The sequence below is a fragment of the Alteribacter salitolerans genome, assembly GCF_016901055.1.
Lineage (GTDB): Bacteria > Bacillota > Bacilli > Bacillales > Salisediminibacteriaceae > Alteribacter > Alteribacter keqinensis.
In genome coordinates this window covers 297946-318371 of the sequence record NZ_JAFEUX010000003.1, presented here as the reverse complement: position 1 = coordinate 318371, position 20426 = coordinate 297946, and the positions used below count along the sequence as shown (strand labels likewise).

The 20426-nt window shown below is 45.8% G+C and carries 21 protein-coding genes; 5 read left to right on the top strand and 16 right to left on the bottom strand.

The annotated features are described in order from the left end of the window. Complete coding sequence (locus tag JSY36_RS07700) at positions 1 to 897, bottom strand: glycoside hydrolase family 16 protein (RefSeq protein WP_249414100.1); 897 nt, start codon at positions 895 to 897, stop codon at positions 1 to 3. A gap of 324 nt (positions 898 to 1221) precedes the next feature. On the opposite strand from JSY36_RS07700, the gene JSY36_RS07695 reads away from it, so the two are divergent. After that, positions 1222 to 2199 (top strand): nuclease-related domain-containing protein, encoded by a 978-nt coding sequence (locus tag JSY36_RS07695; RefSeq protein WP_205165917.1) that lies wholly within the window; start codon positions 1222 to 1224, stop codon positions 2197 to 2199. A 308-nt stretch (positions 2200 to 2507) separates the two neighbouring features. Next, positions 2508 to 3182 carry a 2-hydroxy-3-keto-5-methylthiopentenyl-1-phosphate phosphatase gene (locus tag JSY36_RS07690; RefSeq protein WP_205166074.1) on the top strand — a complete coding sequence of 225 codons (675 nt, stop codon included), beginning with the start codon at positions 2508 to 2510 and terminating at the stop codon, positions 3180 to 3182. A 265-nt stretch (positions 3183 to 3447) separates the two neighbouring features. Here JSY36_RS07690 and JSY36_RS07685 read toward each other — a convergent pair whose 3' ends face one another. Further along, the gene (locus JSY36_RS07685) at positions 3448 to 4242 is read right to left on the bottom strand and encodes a carbon-nitrogen family hydrolase (protein ID WP_205165916.1); all 795 of its coding nucleotides are present in this window, start codon (positions 4240 to 4242) and stop codon (positions 3448 to 3450) included. Positions 4243 to 4337: 95 nt separating this feature from the next. Here JSY36_RS07685 and JSY36_RS07680 point away from each other — a divergent pair, with 95 nt between their 5' ends. Next, the gene (locus JSY36_RS07680; RefSeq protein WP_205165915.1) at positions 4338 to 5513 is read left to right on the top strand and encodes a pyridoxal phosphate-dependent aminotransferase; all 1176 of its coding nucleotides are present in this window, start codon (positions 4338 to 4340) and stop codon (positions 5511 to 5513) included. 702 nt (positions 5514 to 6215) lie between these two features. On the opposite strand, the gene JSY36_RS07675 is transcribed toward JSY36_RS07680, so the two are convergent. Genes JSY36_RS07675 through pgsB form a run of 5 tightly spaced genes read right to left on the bottom strand, consistent with a single transcriptional unit; the run spans position 6216 to position 11136 of the window. Continuing rightward, positions 6216 to 6425, bottom strand: a complete 210-nt coding sequence (locus tag JSY36_RS07675) for a hypothetical protein (protein ID WP_122899525.1) — start codon at positions 6423 to 6425, stop codon at positions 6216 to 6218. Continuing rightward, positions 6418 to 8253 (bottom strand): gamma-glutamyltransferase family protein, encoded by a 1836-nt coding sequence (locus JSY36_RS07670; protein WP_205165914.1) that lies wholly within the window; start codon positions 8251 to 8253, stop codon positions 6418 to 6420. Before JSY36_RS07670 ends, JSY36_RS07675 begins: the two co-directional genes overlap by 8 nt. 18 nt (positions 8254 to 8271) lie before the next feature. Beyond that, positions 8272 to 9480 (bottom strand): CapA family protein, encoded by a 1209-nt coding sequence (locus tag JSY36_RS07665; protein ID WP_205165913.1) that lies wholly within the window; start codon positions 9478 to 9480, stop codon positions 8272 to 8274. A 12-nt stretch (positions 9481 to 9492) separates the two neighbouring features. Beyond that, positions 9493 to 9942: a poly-gamma-glutamate biosynthesis protein PgsC gene (gene pgsC, locus JSY36_RS07660; RefSeq protein WP_122899531.1), complete on the bottom strand. Its 450-nt coding sequence runs from the start codon at positions 9940 to 9942 to the stop codon at positions 9493 to 9495. An 18-nt stretch (positions 9943 to 9960) separates the two neighbouring features. Then, on the bottom strand, positions 9961 to 11136 hold the full coding sequence (gene pgsB / locus JSY36_RS07655; protein WP_205165912.1) for a poly-gamma-glutamate synthase PgsB: 1176 nt from the start codon (positions 11134 to 11136) through the stop codon (positions 9961 to 9963). A gap of 433 nt (positions 11137 to 11569) precedes the next feature. Between pgsB and JSY36_RS07650 the strand changes: the two genes are divergently transcribed. Continuing rightward, positions 11570 to 12526, top strand: a complete 957-nt coding sequence (locus JSY36_RS07650) for a peptidoglycan-binding protein (RefSeq protein ID WP_205165911.1) — start codon at positions 11570 to 11572, stop codon at positions 12524 to 12526. A 406-nt stretch (positions 12527 to 12932) separates the two neighbouring features. Continuing rightward, positions 12933 to 13925, top strand: coding sequence for a C40 family peptidase (locus JSY36_RS07645; protein ID WP_205165910.1), 993 nt, complete (start codon positions 12933 to 12935; stop codon positions 13923 to 13925). A 337-nt stretch (positions 13926 to 14262) separates the two neighbouring features. On the opposite strand, the gene JSY36_RS07640 is transcribed toward JSY36_RS07645, so the two are convergent. The 9 genes from JSY36_RS07640 to JSY36_RS07600 form a co-directional block, all read right to left on the bottom strand. Beyond that, positions 14263 to 15798, bottom strand: a complete 1536-nt coding sequence (locus JSY36_RS07640) for a C40 family peptidase (RefSeq protein ID WP_205165909.1) — start codon at positions 15796 to 15798, stop codon at positions 14263 to 14265. Positions 15799 to 16392: 594 nt separating this feature from the next. Beyond that, positions 16393 to 16656 (bottom strand): DNA primase, encoded by a 264-nt coding sequence (locus JSY36_RS07635; protein WP_205165908.1) that lies wholly within the window; start codon positions 16654 to 16656, stop codon positions 16393 to 16395. A gap of 246 nt (positions 16657 to 16902) precedes the next feature. Then, positions 16903 to 17049: a hypothetical protein gene (locus JSY36_RS07630; protein ID WP_205165907.1), complete on the bottom strand. Its 147-nt coding sequence runs from the start codon at positions 17047 to 17049 to the stop codon at positions 16903 to 16905. Positions 17050 to 17148: 99 nt separating this feature from the next. Continuing rightward, the gene (locus tag JSY36_RS07625) at positions 17149 to 17304 is read right to left on the bottom strand and encodes a hypothetical protein (protein ID WP_183163884.1); all 156 of its coding nucleotides are present in this window, start codon (positions 17302 to 17304) and stop codon (positions 17149 to 17151) included. Positions 17305 to 17435: 131 nt separating this feature from the next. Next, positions 17436 to 17684, bottom strand: coding sequence for a DNA primase (locus JSY36_RS07620; protein WP_205165906.1), 249 nt, complete (start codon positions 17682 to 17684; stop codon positions 17436 to 17438). Positions 17685 to 17838: 154 nt separating this feature from the next. Next, positions 17839 to 18063, bottom strand: coding sequence for a hypothetical protein (locus tag JSY36_RS07615; protein WP_205165905.1), 225 nt, complete (start codon positions 18061 to 18063; stop codon positions 17839 to 17841). Positions 18064 to 18502: 439 nt separating this feature from the next. After that, the gene (fabZ, locus tag JSY36_RS07610) at positions 18503 to 18937 is read right to left on the bottom strand and encodes a 3-hydroxyacyl-ACP dehydratase FabZ (protein WP_205165904.1); all 435 of its coding nucleotides are present in this window, start codon (positions 18935 to 18937) and stop codon (positions 18503 to 18505) included. Positions 18938 to 19226: 289 nt separating this feature from the next. Further along, on the bottom strand, positions 19227 to 19538 hold the full coding sequence (locus JSY36_RS07605) for a DNA-directed RNA polymerase subunit beta (protein WP_205165903.1): 312 nt from the start codon (positions 19536 to 19538) through the stop codon (positions 19227 to 19229). A gap of 45 nt (positions 19539 to 19583) precedes the next feature. Beyond that, the gene (locus JSY36_RS07600) at positions 19584 to 20420 is read right to left on the bottom strand and encodes a flagellar hook-basal body protein (RefSeq protein ID WP_205165902.1); all 837 of its coding nucleotides are present in this window, start codon (positions 20418 to 20420) and stop codon (positions 19584 to 19586) included. Positions 20421 to 20426: the final 6 nt, after the last annotated feature.

The window sequence follows — 20426 nt, the reverse complement described above, 5'->3', positions numbered from 1 at the left end:
TTACTCTCCCCCTTCAGCTCGGTAAACTCTCACATAATCGACTTCAAAAAATTGAGGAAAGGACGTCGTTTTATCCGGGGAGCCTGGCCAATCGCCGCCAATCGCTGTGTTTATATACAAATACATCTCTTCATGAGGGACAAATTGATTGGTTTTAAATCTTTCAATTCCATCAATAAACCACCTGATTTCTGATGGGTTCCACTCAATTCCGTAAGTATGGTACCCCTTGGAATAATCACTGCCATAATATGAGCTAAAATCACTTGAGAGGTTGCCCTCTTCATCCTCCCAATGAACCACCATCCATATTTCATTCGGCTTATCACCTAACATTTCTAAAATATCAATCTCAGGAAGCCATGTATGATCTATGTTTGGAAGAAGCCAAAATGCCGGAAACATTCCCTTTCCTTCAGGGAGACGGGCCCTCATTTCTATTTTTCCGTACTTAAAACTAAACTTGTCCTTTGAATGGACTGCACCGGATGTATACGACCGGTCTTCATAAATCTCAATTTTACTGGATAATATAAGGTTGCCATTACGCACGCTCACATTTTCCGGAGTATAGTATTGTAATTCATTGTTCTTTTCAGCAGGCCAATATTCTGTATTCCAACGACTCGTATCTAAAGCGTCCTCTTCAAATTCGTCTCTCCAAATCAATCTCCATTTTTTTTCATTCTCATCATAGTATTGAGGTACAATTAAACTTTCGGGCCCTAAATTTCTTTTTAAGTCGTTAGCATTAACGGCCCTGGCAGCATGCATGGTTACTTCCGTTATTTCTTCCACCTGCGTTTTGAACTGACTGATTAAACTCTCAAACAGAAAAGGGATAGACCCAAACACTATGACAAGTATTACGATTGATAGACTCTTTATCAGAAACACCCCGTTTATCGTTCTTAATAAAGAACAAACAGATTAAAAAAATAAGTTCTTTATAATGCTTGGGTTTGTTCTATATAAAGAATAATACTACTAAAGAATTAGAAAGTAAACTAAAAAGACATAAGATTAAACAATAATTGATAAAGTTCATATACCAGAATGGTTCTTTATAAAGAATTTCAGCCCCTCTTCCCCCTCTTTTGTATATGTAAAATAAAATCATCTTGTCGTATGTAGAAGAATTACGCGTTAAATTTGTCCTGATTGACGCACAGCTCTGGTAATGCCATAATTTTACTAACTTAATAGAAGGGATGAGTATGTTTGATCAAAAAACCCCGCAGTATTCCTCTTGCTCTCCGTATTGCAGAAGCTGCTCTCAGGCGCACGCCCCCCTTGCATCCCCGGTATCCTTATATAAAAAGGGACCACAGAAATTTTTCCTCCGGCTATAAAGGGGAATCCTCCGTTGATTACTACCTCAAGAACTGCCCTCTTTCTTCAAGTTACATCTATCACAACCTGAGGTTTGAACGTCCCGATGATGAAGCATTCGAAATGGATGTGCTCCTAACTTTTCCCGGATATTTGTTAATTCTGGAAGTGAAGCACTACTCCGGCGAGTCTGTTACGTTAAAGGCGGACCCTCACCAGCTTACATGGAAATCGTATGAAAAGAAGAAGAATACGTTTGATGATCCCATATTGCAAGTGAAGCAACAGAAAAAGCAACTGCAACTCTGGCTCAGGACCAATAATCTGCCTCCGATGCCCGTCGAATACTTCGTTGTAATGGCCAATCCCCATTGTGAAGTGATCCTCTCCCCCTCTTATAAAGAGCGCGACCGCGTCATTCGCCCCTCTTATCTCGAATATCTCATTTATGAATTTGATCAGAAGCATAAGAAGAATATTTTAACTGAAGGTGTGCTTCGGGATCTGGACCAAGCCCTGTTGAGTCAGCATAGGGAGCTTTTTAAGCCGGGGATGGAGCGGTATAATGTGTCTTTTGAGGAACTGAAGAAAGGGGTTCATTGTCCGGACTGTAAGTATTTAAAGATGCTGAAGGTTCATAGGACTTGGGAGTGTGCTGCTTGTGGTTTTTATTCGAAAGAAGTGTTGCTCGATACACTCAAAGACTATTACCTCATGACCGGGAAACCTATAACTAATCAGTTGTTCTCTCAATGGTGTGAAATTAATAACAGGAAGACGATTACGAAGACATTTAAGCGTCTCGGTCTTAATTATGATGGGGAAACAAAAGCCAGAAGATATTTTCTGGGGGCGTTAATTCCTTAGGGGGGAAAAAGTGAAGTTAGGGGGGAATTAATTCGACTTAGGGGAGAAATAACTTACATAAGGGGTGAATCCCCCCTCCTCTCAACCAAAAAAAACAAGCCCGCTGGCTTAGATTTTAACAAAAATGCTTAAGCTTCTCCAAATAACCCCCTCTCTTTTGTTTGAATTGACAGATAACTTTAATCCTGTCATAATTCATATCAATCGAAACTGCACCGAAAATGATAAATCCTCCTCTTCACCTATTGAAGAGGATGTTTTCGTTTTTTGCCAGGATAAAAGAAAGGAGTGCAGTTATGAGCCCTTTAATGAAAAGAAAGCCGATCGTCTTTTGTGACTTTGACGGTACGATTACGGTAAAAGACAACATCATCACGATTATGAAGGAGTTTGCGCCACCCGAGTGGAAGGCAATCAAAGACGATATCTTCGAGGAGAGAATCTCCCTTCGCGAAGGCGTTGGAAGAATGTTTTCTCTTATTCCTTCCGCAAAGAAAATTGAGATTGTAAATTATGTGTTGGAACAGGCGGAGATGCGTAAAGGGTTCACTGAATTTTTAGCGTTTGCAAGAAACCGCGGGATCCGGATTCGCGTGGTCAGTGGCGGGATCGATTTTTTCATCGAGCCCCTTTTGGAACCGTACAAGCTTCTCGATCAGCTTTTCTGTAATGGAAGTGACTTTTCGGGGGACACGATTCGAATTACCTGGCCTCATGCGTGTGATGAAGGTTGCGATAAGGATTGCGGCTGCTGTAAAGCTTCCATTCTCCGGCAGTTCCCTGACGATGAATACTATAAAATTGTAATTGGAGATTCCATATCGAACCTTGAAGCCGCAAAAGAAGCACATCAGGTTTTTGCCTGCGATGATTTTCTCCTGGAAAAATGCCGTGAGTTCGGGCTGAACCATACTTCGTTTACCACTTTTTATGACGTGATTAGTCAGATCGAACAACAGCGTGAGATAGCCGGCCGGCGGTAGGTAAGGTTCATGCACGCTCCAGTGGGGCGTGCATGTGTTTTTTGCGGGCTTTTGGACTTAGAAGAAGTAACTTCTTTTGGGGGAAGATTTAATTGATTTTGGACAGAGTTATTTTTGTTTTGGGTAGAATTATTCTCATTTTGTACAAAATTGTTTCTATTTTGAGCAGAATTTTCTCTGTTTTGTGCAGCAAAAACTCTTTAGAAAATAAATAAATCCCCCCCCCCACTAATAAAGACAAGCCCCAAAAGGCTTGTCTTCTCACTCAGATCTTATACAATTCCGGGCGGCGGTCTTCGTAGATCGTCATGCGGTCGCGGATCGTGTCCACTTCGCTCGTGTCAATTTCTCCCCGGAGAACGAGCTCCTGCCGGTCATCGGCTTCGGCCACGACTTTTCCCCACGGGTCAATTATAATCGAATGGCCGCCGAACTCGTTGTTCGGGTCGCTCCCCACACGGTTGCAGGCCACCACGTAGCACTGATTTTCGATGGCGCGGCTAATGAGCAGTGCCCGCCAGTGATCGACGCGGGGCTTCGGCCACTCAGCCACTACATAAAGGGTCTTGCTCCCTTGCAGCATGTGGGTACGAATCCACTCGGGGAAACGGATATCGTAGCAGATCACGCCTGCACACGGCTCACCGTCAAGCTCAAAATTCCCGTCTTCGTTCCCTTCTTTAAGGAATTTTTCCTCGCTCATCAAACGGAACAGGTGCGCTTTCGAGTACTCTTTCACGAGCTCACCTTCACGGTTAATCACAAGCATCGTATTGGTGACGTCACCATTGGCTGTTTGTTTTGCAACAGAGCCGGCTACAACGTTCACCGAGTATTCTTTCGCCAGTGCTGATATAAAAGCCACAGACCCTTCTGCCCCGCGGTCCGCGATCTCATCAAGACGCCCGAGATCATAGCCGGTCGTCCAAAGCTCGGGCAGGACAACAACATCTGTTTTTTGCTTCATGGCTTCATGAAAATACCGCTCCACTTTTGTGCGGTTTGCTTTTGGATCGCCAAAAGCAATATCTATTTGAAGAAGTGCAGTGTTTACTTTCATATTCAGGCTCCTTTTTTGTTATGGTTGTGATCAACAGTATAAGATTTGTGTTACTATTTCAAGTATTACGAGAATTTTTTTCTGGAGTGATTGCTATGCGTACATTTGAACCGTCCGATACATTAAAGCGTCTGCCCGAGCAGTTTTTTGCCCGGCTTGCCAAACAAGTCCAGGATCTTGCGGCTGAAGGTCATGATCTGATCAACCTCGGCCAGGGAAATCCGGATCTGCCTACCCCTGAACATATTGTTTCAGAACTTCAGGAAGCAGCGGAAAATCCTCTTTATCATAAGTATTCCCCTTTCACGGGACACCGTTTTTTAAAAGAAGCGATCGCTGCGTTTTACAAGCAGGAGTATGATGTGGATGTGGACCCCGAGACCGAGGTGGCTGTTCTGTTCGGGGCGAAGACCGGTCTTGTGGAGATCAGCGAGTGCCTCCTGAACCCGGGGGATCTCGCCCTTCTCCCCGATCCGGGCTACCCGGACTACATGTCCGGCATCGCCCTTGCCAATGCCCGGACATCGTTTATGCCGCTGCTTGAAGAGAACCGCTTTTTGCCTGACTACAAAAGCATCAATAAGAACACCCTTGATGAGGCGAAGCTTCTGTTTTTAAACTATCCGAACAACCCGACGTCGGCGGTGGCTGACGCATCGTTTTTTGACCAGACCGTGGCCTTGGGCAAAAAACACGATATTTGCGTTGTCCACGATTTCGCGTACGGCGCGATTGGATTCGATGGGGAAAAGCCGAGAAGCTTTCTTCAAAGTGAGGGAGCCAAGGATGTCGGGGTGGAAATGTACACCCTCTCGAAGACGTACAACATGGCGGGCTGGCGCGTTGGCTTTGCAGTCGGAAACCCGTCAGTGATTAAGAGTCTTAATTTGATTCAGGATCACAGATATGTAAGCTTGTTCGGGGCGGTCCAGCAGGCGGCCGCCAAAGCGTTAACCGGTGACCAGAGCGCGGTTCGTGATCTCGTGGAAACATATGAACACCGCCGAAATGTACTGATTCCGGCATTGAATGACATTGGCTGGAAGGTGCCTGAGTCCAAAGGTACGTTCTTTGCGTGGCTTCCTGTGCCTGAAGGGTACACGTCTGAAGCGTTTGCTGAACTGCTGTTGGACAGGGCTCATGTGGTGACCGCACCCGGGAATGGCTTCGGTGAGTGCGGCGAAGGCTATTTGCGCGTCGGCCTCCTCGCCAGTGAAGAGCGGCTGCTTGAGGCTGTTCGGCGAATCGATGACTTAAAACTGTTTGATTAAGCCGGCGCAGCTGGGACAAAAGGTGTTTTAGTCAAAGAGAATCCGAACGAATATAATGCGGTGCAAACAAACCGCTCCTGAAATATACTTCGCTTTCCGCGGGAAGCGGGTTACCCTCCTCACTTCGTTGCGGGGTCTCACCTTTGCTTTTCATCCCGCAGGAGTCTCCGTATATTTCATCCGCTATGTCAGCGGATTGTTCGAATTTTCTGCAAAACACTTTCTTTTTGTTCCAGCCTCGTTTTTTGCACGCGATTTATTGGTTTCATGAACTTTTCTGTTTCATCGATAATTCCCGTACCCTTTTTTTGGATTTTTCTTTTCGGCTGTTATTGGAAAAAAGAAGCAGAATTATTCAAAAAACTCACTTTGGAGTGCTACACGAGGCTGAGACTCGGAAACGCGAAAGAAGCCACTGAAAAATTAAAGTCAGGCAATCATTTTATGGATCAGAGATCAGATCGGTATAAAAGATTGTGTTGATTGGAGCGAATGCGCGACACTCCTGCGGGATCAGGCGGCAGGGTGAGACCCCGGAGTGCGGAGCACACGGAGGCTCACCGGCGGCCCCGCGGAAAGGGAGCGCAATGAGCGGAATTCAACACCTGGTTTTTCCGGTTTCGTGAGGCGACCTTTTTTCATTAATCCTTCCAGCACTAAAACCCCGCAACCATCCTAGGCAGCGGGGTTTCCGGAAGAGGTTCAGCTCTCTGTTCCGGCGTCTTCTTCCGGTGAGGTGATGATGTCGTCACTGGTATCTGAGTCATCACCTACGTGGTGGTCAAAATAGTTTTCTGTCATGCGCTCTTCATTGTCCGTGAGGTCGATGTCGTGCCTGAAAAAGGCCATGAAGGCAAAAACAATGACGAGAAAAAGTAATGACCCGTATTTTTGCAACCACTTGCTATTCATCGTATTGTCCCTCCTCTTCCTGAATATCGTCCTGATCGAAGAAGTCTGTGTCTTCTTCCTCTTCTTTTTCCGGATCGCTCGCTTCCCACTTTCCTCCCCGGCGAGGGTCTGATGCCCCGTAGAGAATTTCGTTTGACGTATCTATAAGCATTGCCTGAATTCCGCCAAAGAACATATCACTGTCGTCCTGCTGAACAATCCAGCCTTCAATGTCTTCCCGGTCATTTAAGCGGGCTTCCAGGTCCACCTGCCAGTCCGACGGGAATTTGTAATCCACGAACACACCGATTTCACCAGTACGGTCAATCCGGTCATCAAAGTGGAAGCGCGGCTGTTCGACGGCTGCTTTCAGGCCGTAATCAAAGATTTCCTTTTGAATCAGTGTCTGGGCGAGCATATTCGGAATACGGGCCCCACCCGGGGAACCCATGCCGAGAACTCCTTTTTCCTCGCTTACCAGAATGGTCGGTGCCATAAAACTTCTCGGTCTTTTGCCCGGTTCATAGCGGTTGATTGATTCCGGTGACTGGTTAAAGTTGCTCAGCTGATCGTTCAGGAAGTAGCCTCCGAAATACTGACCCGAGCCGAAAAAGTTACTCAGGGTGTGGGTCACAGAGATCATCCGTCCTTCTTTATCCACGATTACAAAATGACTGGTATTGTTATGGTTGTTTGTCATGGCCGGGGCGTCGTCTTCCATCTCTTCTGAAACGACTCCGTCCCTGGCATCTGCGGCCAGTTCCTGGGCATATTCCTCTGATGTGAGGCGGTTCAGATTCTCAAGAAACGGGTTTTCCCATTGGTTCCCCTGATTGAAATCAGGGTCCGCAATAAATTGCAGACGATCGTTGTAGGCTTCAATCTGTACCCTCGAAAGAAGCTCTGCATAAGTAAGATACCACGATTCGTCATCGTTTTCACTTTCTTTTATTTCCTCTAAATCCAGATATTCCGAAGCCTGGAGAAGCTGAATAAGCGTCGGTCCTGCCAGAGGTGCAGGAGCGCTGTAAACACTGTATCCCTGAAACGTGCCGGTGACCGGTTCAGGCTGCTTAACCTGATACTGCTGAAAGTCGTTTACCGTCAGGCCAGGGTAACGCTGTTCCATTGCCGGTGCGAGTACTTCCAAAAAGTACTGGCGGGGGCCCATTTCCTGGATTGTCCGAAGGGTTTCCGCCAGCTCTTCCTGCACAAGGAGGCCTCCGCTCTGGATTGTCTCTGCCCCTTCGTAAAAGTGAGGAATCTGGGAAGGGTCCATTCTGTACTGGGCATGGACAAGCCGTCCGGCTAAATAGCGGTCTACTTCAAATCCCTCTTCGGCAATTTGAATGGCCGGCTCGAGAAGGTCTGCAAAGCTCAGGTTTCCGGAAGCATAGTTATCAAAGACGGTGCTCATCCCGATTAAAAAGCCCGGGATCCCAAAGCTCCTGCCGTACTGTTCAGCCGTGGGAATGTTATAGGGTGCTGTCTCCCTGTAGTCAAGGTATTGTGGAGCTGCACCGAACTGGGGGTCGTAATAAAGGAGTGAGCCTCCTCCCCCGATGCCCGAGCCATAAGGTTCGACGACATTGAGCATGAAAGAGACCGCGATAAAGGCGTCTGCTGCGTTGCCTCCTTCTTTGAGGACTTTCATCCCTGCATCAACAGCATATGGGTGAGCAGCACTTACACCATACGACTGTTCACCACTGGCGATTTCCTCTTCCGGGATATCATCATCTTCCTGCAGACCCTGGTTCTGGGTGAACTCAATTTCATTAAAGCCGGCGATTAAAAAGACGATGATTAAAACAGTTCCGATGATGTTTGTTGCAAAGCGAAGGCGCATCCGTCTCACTCCTTTCTTTTACAGGGAATCTCCCTCGTCATTTCCACCAATCTCAAGGTAAAGCTTACCGTCATCCCGCCACGTGTTGACATCGCTTCCGAGTTCTTTCGTGAGGGTTCTGAAGATCCGCTGCTTCTGAATGCTGCCAAAAGGCTCTGTAGCAGGAAGCGGAGTCGCCTCTCTGATCATCATGGGTGAAAAAACATACTGTTTTTTGCCATCCTCAAATAAATGAAACTGGGTAATGAGAGCATCTGAGGTTCTTGACCACCCCTGGTCTGAGATAAAGTTGCCGACACCGTACAAAATGAGACTGTCCTCATATACCTCCATCGGGCTGATTACGTGAGAGTAGTGTCCGACAATCAAGTCCGCGCCGAGATCGACAAGGTAGTGGGCAATCTCCCGCTGTCTGGAGAAGATGCGGTTGTTAAAGTTCTCTCCCCAGTGGGCATGAACAACTACAAAGTCAGCCTGCTCTTCGGCAAGCTGGACAGCTTCGTAGACATCAGCAAGCCGGCGGGTCGTAAGCACGCCGGAACGGTCCTGGTCCACCGCGTGGTTAGGCGCATAGATATCTGTGAAGCCGACCGTCGCCACCGTTGTCCCGTTAATCTCCTGCACTGCCGGTGTAATTGCCTGCTCTGTATTGACTCCTGCCCCTACATAGCTGATTTCATTTTCATATAAATCAAAGACATTTAACGTGTTGCGAAAGCCGAGATATTTAAAGTCAAACTGATTGTTGTTGGCAAGATTTACGTTCGTAAATCCCTGGTTAATAAGGGATTCCACACTTTCATAGGTGGTAGAGAATATCATCTGCTTGTTTTCGTTCTCCGTAATGTTTTCAAGGGTATCGCCGTTTTTATTTTCCATGGCACTTGCGGGCATATCGATGATCGTCTGCTTGAAATTGCCGCTCACATAGTCTGAGGCATCAAAGTACGGCTTTGCAAATGTAAACAGCTCATCAAACCCTTTTCTGGACACTACCTCTTCCACATAGCGTCCGAACATGAGGTCTCCTACAACGGTCCCGGTCACTACCGATTCCTCGTCTTTTTCAACATCAGGTATCTGAGCAAAGCTTACAATCTGACCGAGTGTGATCAGCAGAAAAAGAGCAATAAGAAACACGAGTGCGTGCTTGTCTGCCTTTTCTTTATGTCTTTTTGTAAGTGCAAGGAGCTTTTCTTTTTTCGTTAGATAACGCTTATTTTTCATAATTGACCCGCCTTAAAACATGTAGTAGATGGTCATGATTAAAAACGTGAGTCCACTGAGGACCATGGTGCTCGTCACGGTTATGTAGACACCTTGTTTTTCAAATGAGTTGGCAATGAGTCCCGGTACAATGACCCCGATTCCACGCAGTTCATAAATCTCAAACGGGAACACCGGATAGAAAAAGTCAAAGGCAAGCTTGAGTACAACGCCTGTCAGGAGCATCGCTGCAAATTTCCGGCGTCCGTAAAGAATCGTGAACCTCGAGAACACATGAACAACCAGAAAGTAAATGGCACAGCTGATAAAGAAAATGGACATAAGGAAAAAGGGCTGATCGTAAATCAGGGCCAGATACCCCGGGACAATAATCCCCGCCGGCAGAGCTCCTGCTTTTTCTGCATAAATCAAACTTAGTACAATTCCGACAACCAATGTGATATATAAATCGGCTCCAAACACTGGATGCCACCTCCCTTTCTAAGATGCATGTTCCTCATGATGTTCAGCCTGAATTCTCTCCACCAGAGGCTCGGCTGCTCCGTGGATGTTCCCTACTCCAAAAACGGACGAGCGATCCATTATCTTCTGAAGCTCGTTGTAGATGTCTTCAGTGGAGCGGCCTTCTAAATTGATAAATTCATCTGCCTCAATGGTCCCGTCTCTGTAGGCCTGTTCGATTGGGGAGGTAAGATCTCCAATAACAACAAGAGTCCCGATATCCAGGTTTGGCAGTACGTCACGGGCAAACTGTTCCGAGCGGTCCACTCTGTCTTTTCGGCAGTTCATAATGACAATCGGATGATCAGATGGAAACCCAAGCTCTTTTACCCGCTTCCAGATGTTCAGTGTTGAAGAAGCATCATTTGCTGCAAAGCCATTGAAAAAGTAGGACGGACGCTCAGGATTCCCTGTCTTCAGAATTCTCATGGCTCCCGGGTCGGGCGGTGCATTCAGCATGCCTTTTAGAGCCGTCTCACGGTCAATGTCCAGCGCTTCTGCAACCGCAAGAGGCAAAGCTGCGTTATCAGGAAACATCATATACTCAAATTTTCTCAAGTAATCTTCTGAAACCGTTGACGTGTCCGCCACAATTACTTTTGTGTTCCGGGCTGCCGCAATCTCTTTAAAAAAATCCTGGTACGGCCCGTCATTTACGATTAAGTGGCCGTTGTACGGAATTGTTGCGGTAAAGGATCTTGCGACGTCATCAATAGTAGGACCGAGGACATCCATGTGGTCTTCAAGGACGTTTACAATCACACCGATATTTCCTTGAAGCATAATATTCTGAAATACTTTCTGATAATCCGGGTTGACCGCCATGCATTCACTTACTAGCACTTCTGTGTTTTCATTTGAAACACTTTTCATTACTTTTAATTGTTCACGGATGTTCGGTCCTTCAGGATCCCTGATGATCGGATCTTCACGGTCATTGTAGATCATTCTTGCCTGGGTTCCGGTTGTTTTTCCGATGGTTTTGTACCCTGCCTCCATCATGATCCCTGTAATCAGCCGGGTGACAGTGGATTTCCCTCTGACACCATTAATGTTTATCCGGACCGGGATACTGTCAACGTTTCGCTGGTGGCGTTTTCGTTCTAAGACGCCGAAGACGAACAAAAGCACACATGAGAGTGGAATTAATAACATGTTGGGGTCCTCCCGCTTCTCTAATCCATTCGATTTCCGTTAGTATGTCCTGAATCTTATCTAAATAATGGAATGATTTTTCTACCGTTAGTATGGGTTTTTCTGGTTGATTCACTCATCTTATATTCAATTTTTTCATTAACAATTATTTCTTGAAACTATTTAATCAGGAAAAGTGAATGTAAGAGAGGCAAAAAAGAGAGAGGCGAGATCAGGTAAAGAAAGGGTCTTTAGACCTGTTTCCTGTGACAATTCGACCTATATTTTCGCGGTTTTATTTGTTTATATTACAAACTTTACAGACCGTTTAACGTTATATATCGAATCTTCAAAAAGTATTGTAGGACTTTTAAAGCTTTTGTATAGTTACAACTGTGTAATACAGGGAGAGAGACAATTATATAAAAAACATAAATTAAGGGGAGAGAGAATAATGAAAAAGGTCGCATTAAGTGTAGCACTAGCAGGTGGAGTATTCTTGGCTCCACAGGCAGCGGACGCAGCTTTGGGAGATCAGACTTTACGTGAGGGTATGAATCACGGGGATGTAAAAGAATTACAGGATCGGTTAAGCTCTGAAGGTCACTTTACATACCATACTTCTACAGGATACTTCGGTTCTATCACCCGCCAGGCGGTTCGTGATTTCCAGCGTGACGCAGGGATTGCCGTAGACGGCATTGCAGGACCGCAGACGTTTAACGCCATGGGTGTAAGCGGGGGAAGCAGCTCTTCAAACGTAAGCTCGGGCTCAGGTGACTGGATCACGTTTAACGGAACTCTGCGTTCAGGTTCACGTGGTGCAAGTGTTACTACCCTTCAGGACGCTTTAAATTCTCTAGGACACAACGCAGGCTCTGCCGACGGTGTATTCGGTCCACAGACTGCTGAGGCTGTTCGCAGCTTCCAGCGTGACGCTGGTATTACTGCAGACGGTATTGCCGGACCACAAACGTATAACGCTTTAAATGGTGAGACTGTTGTTAAATCAGAGAGCACTGGCAGTTCTTCAGACAGTGGTTCATCTGCATCCAGCACTGTTGAGAGCATCATTTCTACTGCGAAAAGCTTAGAAGGAACGCCTTATGTATGGGGCGGGACAAGCCCTTCAGGATTTGACTGCAGCGGGTTCCTTCAGTATGCATTTGCACAAAACGGCAAAAGCATTCCACGAACAGTAGCAACCATTCACGATGCCGCAAAATCTGTTTCTACTCCGCAGCGCGGGGATCTTGTGTTCTTTGAAACTTACACTTCCGGTCCGTCACACGCTGGTATTTATCTTGGGGACGGAAAGTTCATCCATGCGGGATCATCTACTGGTGTAACGATCGCAGATATGAACAGCTCTTACTGGAGCCCTCGTTACCTGGGTGCCGGCCGACTGTAAAAAACGATATTCCGTAAAATGAAAAACTTGTACCTTTATACGCTACCCTCTTGTAGCGAAATGCAAACATGATTTTTATAGACGCCTGTGGACGAGACAGGCGTCTTTTTACAAACGTAACTGTTAATATATGGGTTTGTAGGACACTTTACCCATCCCGGGAAAAGTAGATATACAGTTCTTTCATTTACGGAAGTGACTAAAGTACTGGTTTTTTCGTCTTATTGATGCATATTTTCGCCAAATTATTTGCTAATGTTACAAATTTTACAGACTGTTTAACGTTATATATCGAATTATCAAATACTATTGTCGTATGTAAAAAGCTCTTGTATAGTTACTATTGTACAACACAGGGAGATTTAAACAATTTTATAAACACATAGGATTAAGGGGAGAGATTAGGATGAAAAAGGTTGTATTAAGTGTAGCATTAGCAGGTGGGGTTTTATTAGCACCGCAGGCAGCGGACGCAGCATTAGGGGATCAGACATTACGTCAAGGTATGAATCACGGGGATGTAAAAGAATTACAGGAGAAATTACGCTCAGAAGGTCACTTCAGTTTCCATACGGCAACAGGATACTTTGGTTCTATTACCCGTCAAGCCGTTCGTGATTTCCAAAGAGACGCAGGAATTGCTGTTGATGGCATCGCTGGTCCACAAACGTTCAGCGCAATGAACGTATCTGGTGGCAACAACAGTTCTTCTTCTAACTCAGGGTCAACATCTGTATCTTCCGGATCAGGTGATTGGATCTCATTTAACGGAACACTTCGCCAAGGTTCAAGAGGTGCAGGCGTACGCAGTCTTCAGGACGCATTGAATTCTGTTGGCCACAGTGCAGGTTCTGCTGACGGCGTTTTCGGACCTCAGACAGCACAGGCGGTACGCAGCTTCCAACGCTCAGCCGGTATTACTGCTGACGGAATCGCAGGACCACAGACTTACCGTGCATTAAATGGTGAAACTGTAGTAAAATCAGCTAGCACAAGTCGTTCAAGCAACAGCACATCAAACACTGGAACTTCCACTTCTTCAAATAGCAGTGTTCAAAACATCATTTCAACTGCGAGAAGTCAAGTTGGCGCTCGTTATGTATGGGGCGGGACAAGCCCATCAGGCTTTGACTGCAGTGGATTCATTAACTACGCATTCTCTCAAAACGGCAAAAGCCTTCCAAGAACTGTAGCTCAAATGTGGAGCGCGAGCACACGGGTGTCTTCTCCACAAGTAGGAGACATTGTATTCTTCGAAACTCGTACAGGCCCTTCACACGCGGGTATCTACTTGGGTAACGGACAATTCATCCACTCAGGATCGTCAACAGGGGTTGTTGTTGCAGATATGAACAACACTTACTGGGGACCACGATACCTTGGAGCAGGACGTTTCTAAAATATCTTAAACTAAATGCAGCTTAACTACACAAATCAACCCTACATTTAATCTACCCTGACTATATAGCTTTAAACATAATAATCATTGTTACACTTGGCGCCCGTGGACGAGACGGGCGCCTTTAATAATGGGAGAAGAGAAAAGAAAAGGTAGGTCACACCCTTTCACACTCTTACTATAATAGACGAGCCTGATGTCAAAAAAGTTTCACCTTTTGATTAATTTCTGCAAACATTTGTCTTTCTGGTGTGTACACATAAAAACAACGGGCTATTTCTTTTTTCGAGCACAAAAAAAGCGCCGCTGCCGGGTTCAATCGGCAGGGCGCTTATTTTTAATGAAGACGTTTAGCTCCCAGGTAACGCTGGCTCCAGTAGCTTGTATTCAGATTAGCAATCGTGATACCGGTGGATGAACCACTATGAATGAATTGATTGTTTCCGATATAAATACCGTTATGAGAAGGGCCCGATGTGTAGGTCTCAAAGAAAACAATATCCCCTACTTGCGGCTTACTCACGTTTTTACCAAAGTTGTACTGCTGGGCAGCTGTACGGGGTACTGTAAGCCCGTTTTGCTTGAAAACATACTGGATGAAACCGCTGCAGTCAAAACCGGTAGGAGAAGCCCCGCCCCACACATAAGGCGTTCCGAGGAATGTTGATGCATCCGCGATCAGATTTAATACCTGAAAGCTTCCTCTTGACGGCTGGGAGGAACTGTTCTCAGCACTCTTCCTATGTATTTCTGCCACTTCATTCAGCTTTTGAATTGTAGCTTTCGTAGCAATACCATCGGCTGTAAGGTTCCACTGCTGCTGAAACTTCCTTACTGATTCTTTTGTAATTGAGCCATAATACCCTGTCGGTTGCACATGGAACAGGCCAAGCGTCCTCAACTGGTTCTGAAGCTCCGTCACCGCCGTACCTTCCACCCCTTCTCTAAGGGTTGATGCAGAACTGCTGTTATTTGAGCCTGAGTTTGAATTGTTATTGCCTGAGTTGCCATTCTGGCTTTGGCCTGTCCAGTTTTCAAGGGCTCTGAAAGTCTGAGGGCCGGCAATGCCATCTACTCCTATACCTGCTGCCTGCTGAAAGTCCCGCACGGCCTGGCGGGTTATCGTACCATATGTACCTGTGACACCGGAATTGTAAAATCCGTGTGTTTTTAGCTTTTCCTGCAGTTCACTTACTGCAGACCCTTTGTCATTTAAACGAAGAACGGTGTTGGCAGGCAGTGATCCGGAATTTTTTGAGCCATTTGAAGAAGACGGCTGCTCCGGACTGTATGCTTTCCCTTTTCCACTATTCATGTGACCGATTGTCTGTGGACCGGCAATACCATCACGATGCAGGCTGTTTGCCTGCTGATAAGCAAGGACAGCCTCTCTTGTACCAGCCTGAAAGCTGCCACTTACCGAGCCGGTATAGTACCCCAGTTCTTTTAGTTTTTCCTGAAGCAGTGTAACCGCACTGCCGGAAGATCCTTGTCTGAGGAGCTGGGTGTCAGGGATTGTTTTTGAAGCCTCCTGCCGGGCAGGTTGAGAGCTGCCGTTGGAGGATGAATTACTTTTTAGCGCTCCAAATGTCTGAGGACCGGCGATACCGTCAGCCGTAAGTCCGTTTGCTTTTTGAAAATCAGTTACAGCTTTGCGGGTCACTTCACCATAAAAGCCTGTCGCCGTGTGGAATTGAAAAAATCCTTTTTCCTTCAGGGTTTCCTGCAGTACTTTGACATCATTATTATTCATACCAAAATGAAGGGTCCGTTCACCAAAAGATGCTTCTGTAGCTGATGGAGCCGCAAATACAACTCCTGCCACAGCAACTGAAGCTGTAACAATTGCTTTTTTCGACGACAACAATGACATTATTACACCGCTCCTCTTATTTTATGTTTTAATTGGCTAAATTTGGCTTATTTTATACTTAATTTTACCCCTGCAGTTGGGGAGATTCAATACATTTGTACACTATCAGAAACAACCGAATAAGGTAACGGTTCATGGCGGGACTTTTTTATCTTTAAGTCAAATTTCAAAAGGATCAGGTTTAGCTTTGAAGGATTGTGGTTAAGGGTTGTTTTTATAAGAAAGGAATACCTGTGTTTGTTTTTCCCTTTGTAAAGGTGGGACTTTTTTATGTATTTCAGGTAAAAGCTTTTGGGTTTTAATGCTTCAGGTTTCTGCTTTTACAGACTAAAAAGAATACAAAAAAAGACCAGGGTGGTTGAGGCCCTGGTCTTTTCACGTTCATTATATTTATCTTCAATTAAGGGGGAATTGGGAGAGAATATAGGTTGAACGTGCGTTACAAGTGTTATTCACAGTAAGGATTTGTTTATCCTTGCCCCGGGTGAGCGAGGGGGGTTAGGCCTCAGGACACCCAGGGATGGGTTATTTAGAGAGTTAGGGTTGTATAAATTAAAGGGTTAGAGTGTAATGCCTGGGTGGGTTAAGCCCGGATTACATGTCAGCGTCTTCGTCGTCTTCTTCCGTGTCATCTTCCATGTCAAACTCATCGTCTTCTTCAAGTTCGTCTTCTTCTTCGAAGTCGTCTTCCATACCGTCATCTTCCATGCCGTCATCTTCCATGTCAGCATCTTCTTCTACACCAGTGTCATCGCCCATGTCGTCTTCTGCTGGGTCTTGCTCAGCATCTCCACATGCTGCGAGAACTCCTACTGTTAGTACTCCTGATAATACTGAAAGCATAAGCTTTTTCTTCATGATTAAATTCCTCCTAGTTGTACCATTCCAAGATGGTTGTTGTTTTTAGTGTTTGGGATGTTAGCGAGATCCCTGTTTCGATGGACGCTGTGTTTCAACGTCGGAATCATCATAACGCGAGAAAAAACCAACTGCAATAGATCTTGCAAGTTTTTTGCACATTTTGAGATTTTACCAAAATGCGTTTTCTCATTGAAAGATGCAGGGGATTCCCCCCACACCTTAGGATAACTTAAGCGGGAAGGCTTAATAATCGCCTTCTTCGTCCATGCCGCCGTCGTCTTCCATGCCTGGGTCATCCTGCATCGGATCTTCTTCAGCGTCTCCGCAAGCTGCCAGGACTCCAATGGATAAAACTCCGGCTAAAAGAGAAAGTAATACTTTCTTTTTCATAACTTGTCCCTCCTTCTAAGATGTAGTGGTCGTGTTGGTTGTTCTATACGAATAAGGGTTATGGGGCAAAAATCCCCGGTTCAATGTCAGGTGATTGGATTAAGTGTCGCCATCCATGTCATCATTCATGTCATCTTCCATTTCCATGTCCGGGTCATCTTCCATACCCGGGTCGTCTACATCGCCTCCGCAGGCAGCGAGAACGCTAAGGGACATTGCTCCTGCCAGTACAGATAAGAACAGTTTTTTCTTCATTACTTATTCCTCCTTGAAGAATTGAAATGATTCAAAACCATCCGGCTTAAATAGTATACCGGAAAAAGGTAATATACATGTTAACCGGCAATGCCGGGACACTGTAGAGTATAGTTTAGACTAAATCAGGACTATTCATCCATTTCGTCGTCTTCTTCCATATCGTCACCCATGTCGTCATCTTCCATGTCATCTTCCATGCCATCGTCTTCCATGTCATCTTCCATGCCATCGTCTTCCATGCCGTCATCTTCCATACCGTCATCTTCCATGCCCGGATCTTCTTCCATACCTGGATCTTCTTCTGTGTCACCACATGCACCTAATACTCCAATGGCTAAAACTCCGGAAAGTACTGAAAGTAATAATTTTTTCTTCATTTTAAATTCCTCCTGATTTTTTAAAAGTTTTTTTGTGTTTATCTGGATGCTCATATGACTGAGTGATTGTGTCTGATCATGAATCAATGAATGCCACTTCTGCTTATTGTGATCTGTTTATCTTTTAGTCATGCAATGCAGCATGTGGGACTTGTTATTCTTCTTGACCGTCTTCTTCATGGTCTTCTTCCATGTCACCCTCAACATCAACATCTGCGTCAACATCAGCGTCGTCGCCGTTATCCTCAGTGTCTTCTTCTACACCTGGATCGGCATCACTATCATCAACGTCAACTTCCTGCTCCTCGTCACCGCATGCGGCCAGAACACCAACGGCAAGAAGTGAAGATGCTGCTGTTAATAAGGCTTTTCTTTTCACGGAATCAGCCTCCTGTCCGGTAATAATAAATCGAATATGAGTCCAGCTTTTTAATTTGCTGTGATCAGTGATTCTACTCGAGATATATCACCTTTCCTCCAATCCCAAACGTAAAATGACAGTATTCACACACAATCACACATTCTCACAGCATCCTCCCAAAGTCTCACCCATAAAATGTGAGCCAAAATGGGGGTCTGTCCCCGCACAATTGTGTGTAAGATTGCGGCAGTGCGCATTTTGTCTCTTCGTTTGTGGTAATTATTTGTCGGATGAAGCCATGTCAATAGGATTAGTGGAATTTTTTGGGGACAGACCCCCGAACTTTTGGAGATTAATTAAACGTTTGATTAAGGCGGGGAAATTTGACATGAAGAAAAAGGAGGGGGCAAAAGGTGTGTTTTTTCACCTTTTGCCCCCTCCTCTGCGGATTGCGGGATTATTCCTGTTTGTCGCCGAGGGCGAACATCATTTCCATTTCTGCAACGGTTTCGCCGTTAACTGTGGCAACGGCTTTGCCTTTCCCGATACTGCCCCGCAGTCGTGTCATTTCAACTTCGAGGCGGAGTTGGTCTCCTGGTGTTACCTGGCCTTTAAAGCGGCATTTATCAATACCGGCAAAAAAGGCAAGGCGGCCTTTATTTTCTTCTTTTTTCAGAATGGCGACAGCACCTACCTGAGCGAGGGCCTCCACAATCAATACTCCAGGCATAACCGGGTACTCAGGGAAATGGCCGTTGAAAAAATCTTCATTGGCAGTGACGTTTTTAATTCCGATCGCGCGCTTCCCCTCTTCCACTTCAAGAATCCGGTCGACAAGTAAAAAAGGATATCGGTGAGGAATGATTTCTTTGATTTGTTCTGTATTTAACATGAGTTAGTACCTCCTCTTATATGCTGGTTTTAATTTTTAACTACGTTTAGTTTATCTTTTTTTTGCCGGTTTGTAAAAGCCGGTTGTTACTATTGAGTGGTGAACGAGGAGTTGCACTGGTTTTTACACTTACATCCGTCTTTTTTACGTTTCGCTCCTGCTATTTTACAGTTATAACGAGCTTTTTTACAGTTAGTCCCTCTCTTTTTACGTTTAGGCCCACGCACCCGCACCCGCCGGCATAAAAAAAAAAATAACCCCTGCCGCGGGTGCGGCCAGGGGATGAAAGTTATTCAGGTACATCTGTATCCTTATAGATAATATCCACTATGTGATACCAGGTGTCTCTTTCAAAAACATCGGCAGGGTTACCGTCGCCAACAACGCCGTAGCCGATCATGGCACCGGCTGCCAGACTGATAAACAAGAAGATAACCACCAGAATCAAGCGGAGCCAGATTGGGATTAACCGGATTCGTCCGGGTATCTTCCTGGAATTGTTTTCTTCCTTCTTCCGGACTTTTTCCTGTTCCTGCGCCTCGTGTTTTTGTTTCCTTATCTCTTCACGAGTCATATGATGTGTTTCGTTCTCTTTGGTCATGTATAAACTCCTTGTTTACAATGGTTCTCTCTACACATTGTAGCTTTAACGGATGTTGTTTACAAGTCCCATCATCTCATCAGTGATCGAAATGGCACGGGTATTAAACTGATATCCCCGCTGCGTTTGAAGCATATCATTCATTTCTTTGGCCATGTCCACGTTGGACATCTCAAGAGCCCCCTGCTGGAACACCTGGGTGCCGGCGGACTCTGTGAGAACGTCATCGATCTCGAGGTTAAGCTCATCTAAATCAGGCAGGCCGTAGTAGTTTCCCCCGTGGCTTTCTAAGAGCTGCGGTTTTGTAATCGAAACAAGCTGCAGTTGTCCTGCGGTAACCTCTGTATTTTCCCCATCGTTCAGTGTGACCTGGATTTCGCCGGTTTCGCTCACTCTGAGGTCACGGAAGCTGCCCGGGATCGTGATGGGCTGGCCTTCCTGTGACTGTATGTATTCGCCTGAACGGTCAACGAGGAAGTTCTCGGCTTGGTTGTTCGGGTTTGGTGACAGATAAAAGGCACCGTCACGGGTGAAGCGCCGTTCGCCGTTTTCTCCCGGTACGAGTTCAAAATAATAGCCTGGTTCTGTGATGGCAACATCAAGATCGCGGCCTGACTGGGAGATGGATCCCTGTTCGAAGCGGACGGCTGTCTGAGCTACGGCTCCCCCCGTTCCGGTGCGGATCCCTGCCGGTGTCTGCCTTCCTGTTTCGTACTGCTGGGATGATTGATTATTGACCTGCTGAAATAACAGATCGGAAAAGCTGACGTCCCGCCGTTTATATCCTGATGTATTCATGTTTGCCAGGTTGTGCCCGGTGGTGTCCATTTTGTGCTGGAGCTGTCCGAGCGTTACGGCTGAGTTAATCATTGCTTGATTCAAAGTGGA

Coding starts and splice junctions, on each gene's coding strand:
- JSY36_RS07635 (WP_205165908.1), bottom strand. CDS start 16,656: ATGAAGAAAAAGCTTATGCTTTCAGTATTATCAGGAGTACTAACAGTA.
- JSY36_RS07675 (WP_122899525.1), bottom strand. CDS start 6,425: ATGAATAGCAAGTGGTTGCAAAAATACGGGTCATTACTTTTTCTCGTC.
- JSY36_RS07650 (WP_205165911.1), top strand. CDS start 11,570: ATGAAAAAGGTCGCATTAAGTGTAGCACTAGCAGGTGGAGTATTCTTG.
- JSY36_RS07690 (WP_205166074.1), top strand. CDS start 2,508: ATGAAAAGAAAGCCGATCGTCTTTTGTGACTTTGACGGTACGATTACG.
- JSY36_RS07625 (WP_183163884.1), bottom strand. CDS start 17,304: ATGAAGAAAAAACTGTTCTTATCTGTACTGGCAGGAGCAATGTCCCTT.
- JSY36_RS07630 (WP_205165907.1), bottom strand. CDS start 17,049: ATGAAAAAGAAAGTATTACTTTCTCTTTTAGCCGGAGTTTTATCCATT.
- fabZ (WP_205165904.1), bottom strand. CDS start 18,937: ATGTTAAATACAGAACAAATCAAAGAAATCATTCCTCACCGATATCCT.
- JSY36_RS07665 (WP_205165913.1), bottom strand. CDS start 9,480: ATGAAAAATAAGCGTTATCTAACGAAAAAAGAAAAGCTCCTTGCACTT.
- JSY36_RS07640 (WP_205165909.1), bottom strand. CDS start 15,798: ATGTCATTGTTGTCGTCGAAAAAAGCAATTGTTACAGCTTCAGTTGCT.
- JSY36_RS07605 (WP_205165903.1), bottom strand. CDS start 19,538: ATGACCAAAGAGAACGAAACACATCATATGACTCGTGAAGAGATAAGG.
- JSY36_RS07620 (WP_205165906.1), bottom strand. CDS start 17,684: ATGAAGAAAAAATTATTACTTTCAGTACTTTCCGGAGTTTTAGCCATT.
- pgsB (WP_205165912.1), bottom strand. CDS start 11,136: ATGTTATTAATTCCACTCTCATGTGTGCTTTTGTTCGTCTTCGGCGTC.
- JSY36_RS07670 (WP_205165914.1), bottom strand. CDS start 8,253: ATGCGCCTTCGCTTTGCAACAAACATCATCGGAACTGTTTTAATCATC.
- JSY36_RS07645 (WP_205165910.1), top strand. CDS start 12,933: ATGAAAAAGGTTGTATTAAGTGTAGCATTAGCAGGTGGGGTTTTATTA.
- JSY36_RS07685 (WP_205165916.1), bottom strand. CDS start 4,242: ATGAAAGTAAACACTGCACTTCTTCAAATAGATATTGCTTTTGGCGAT.
- JSY36_RS07680 (WP_205165915.1), top strand. CDS start 4,338: ATGCGTACATTTGAACCGTCCGATACATTAAAGCGTCTGCCCGAGCAG.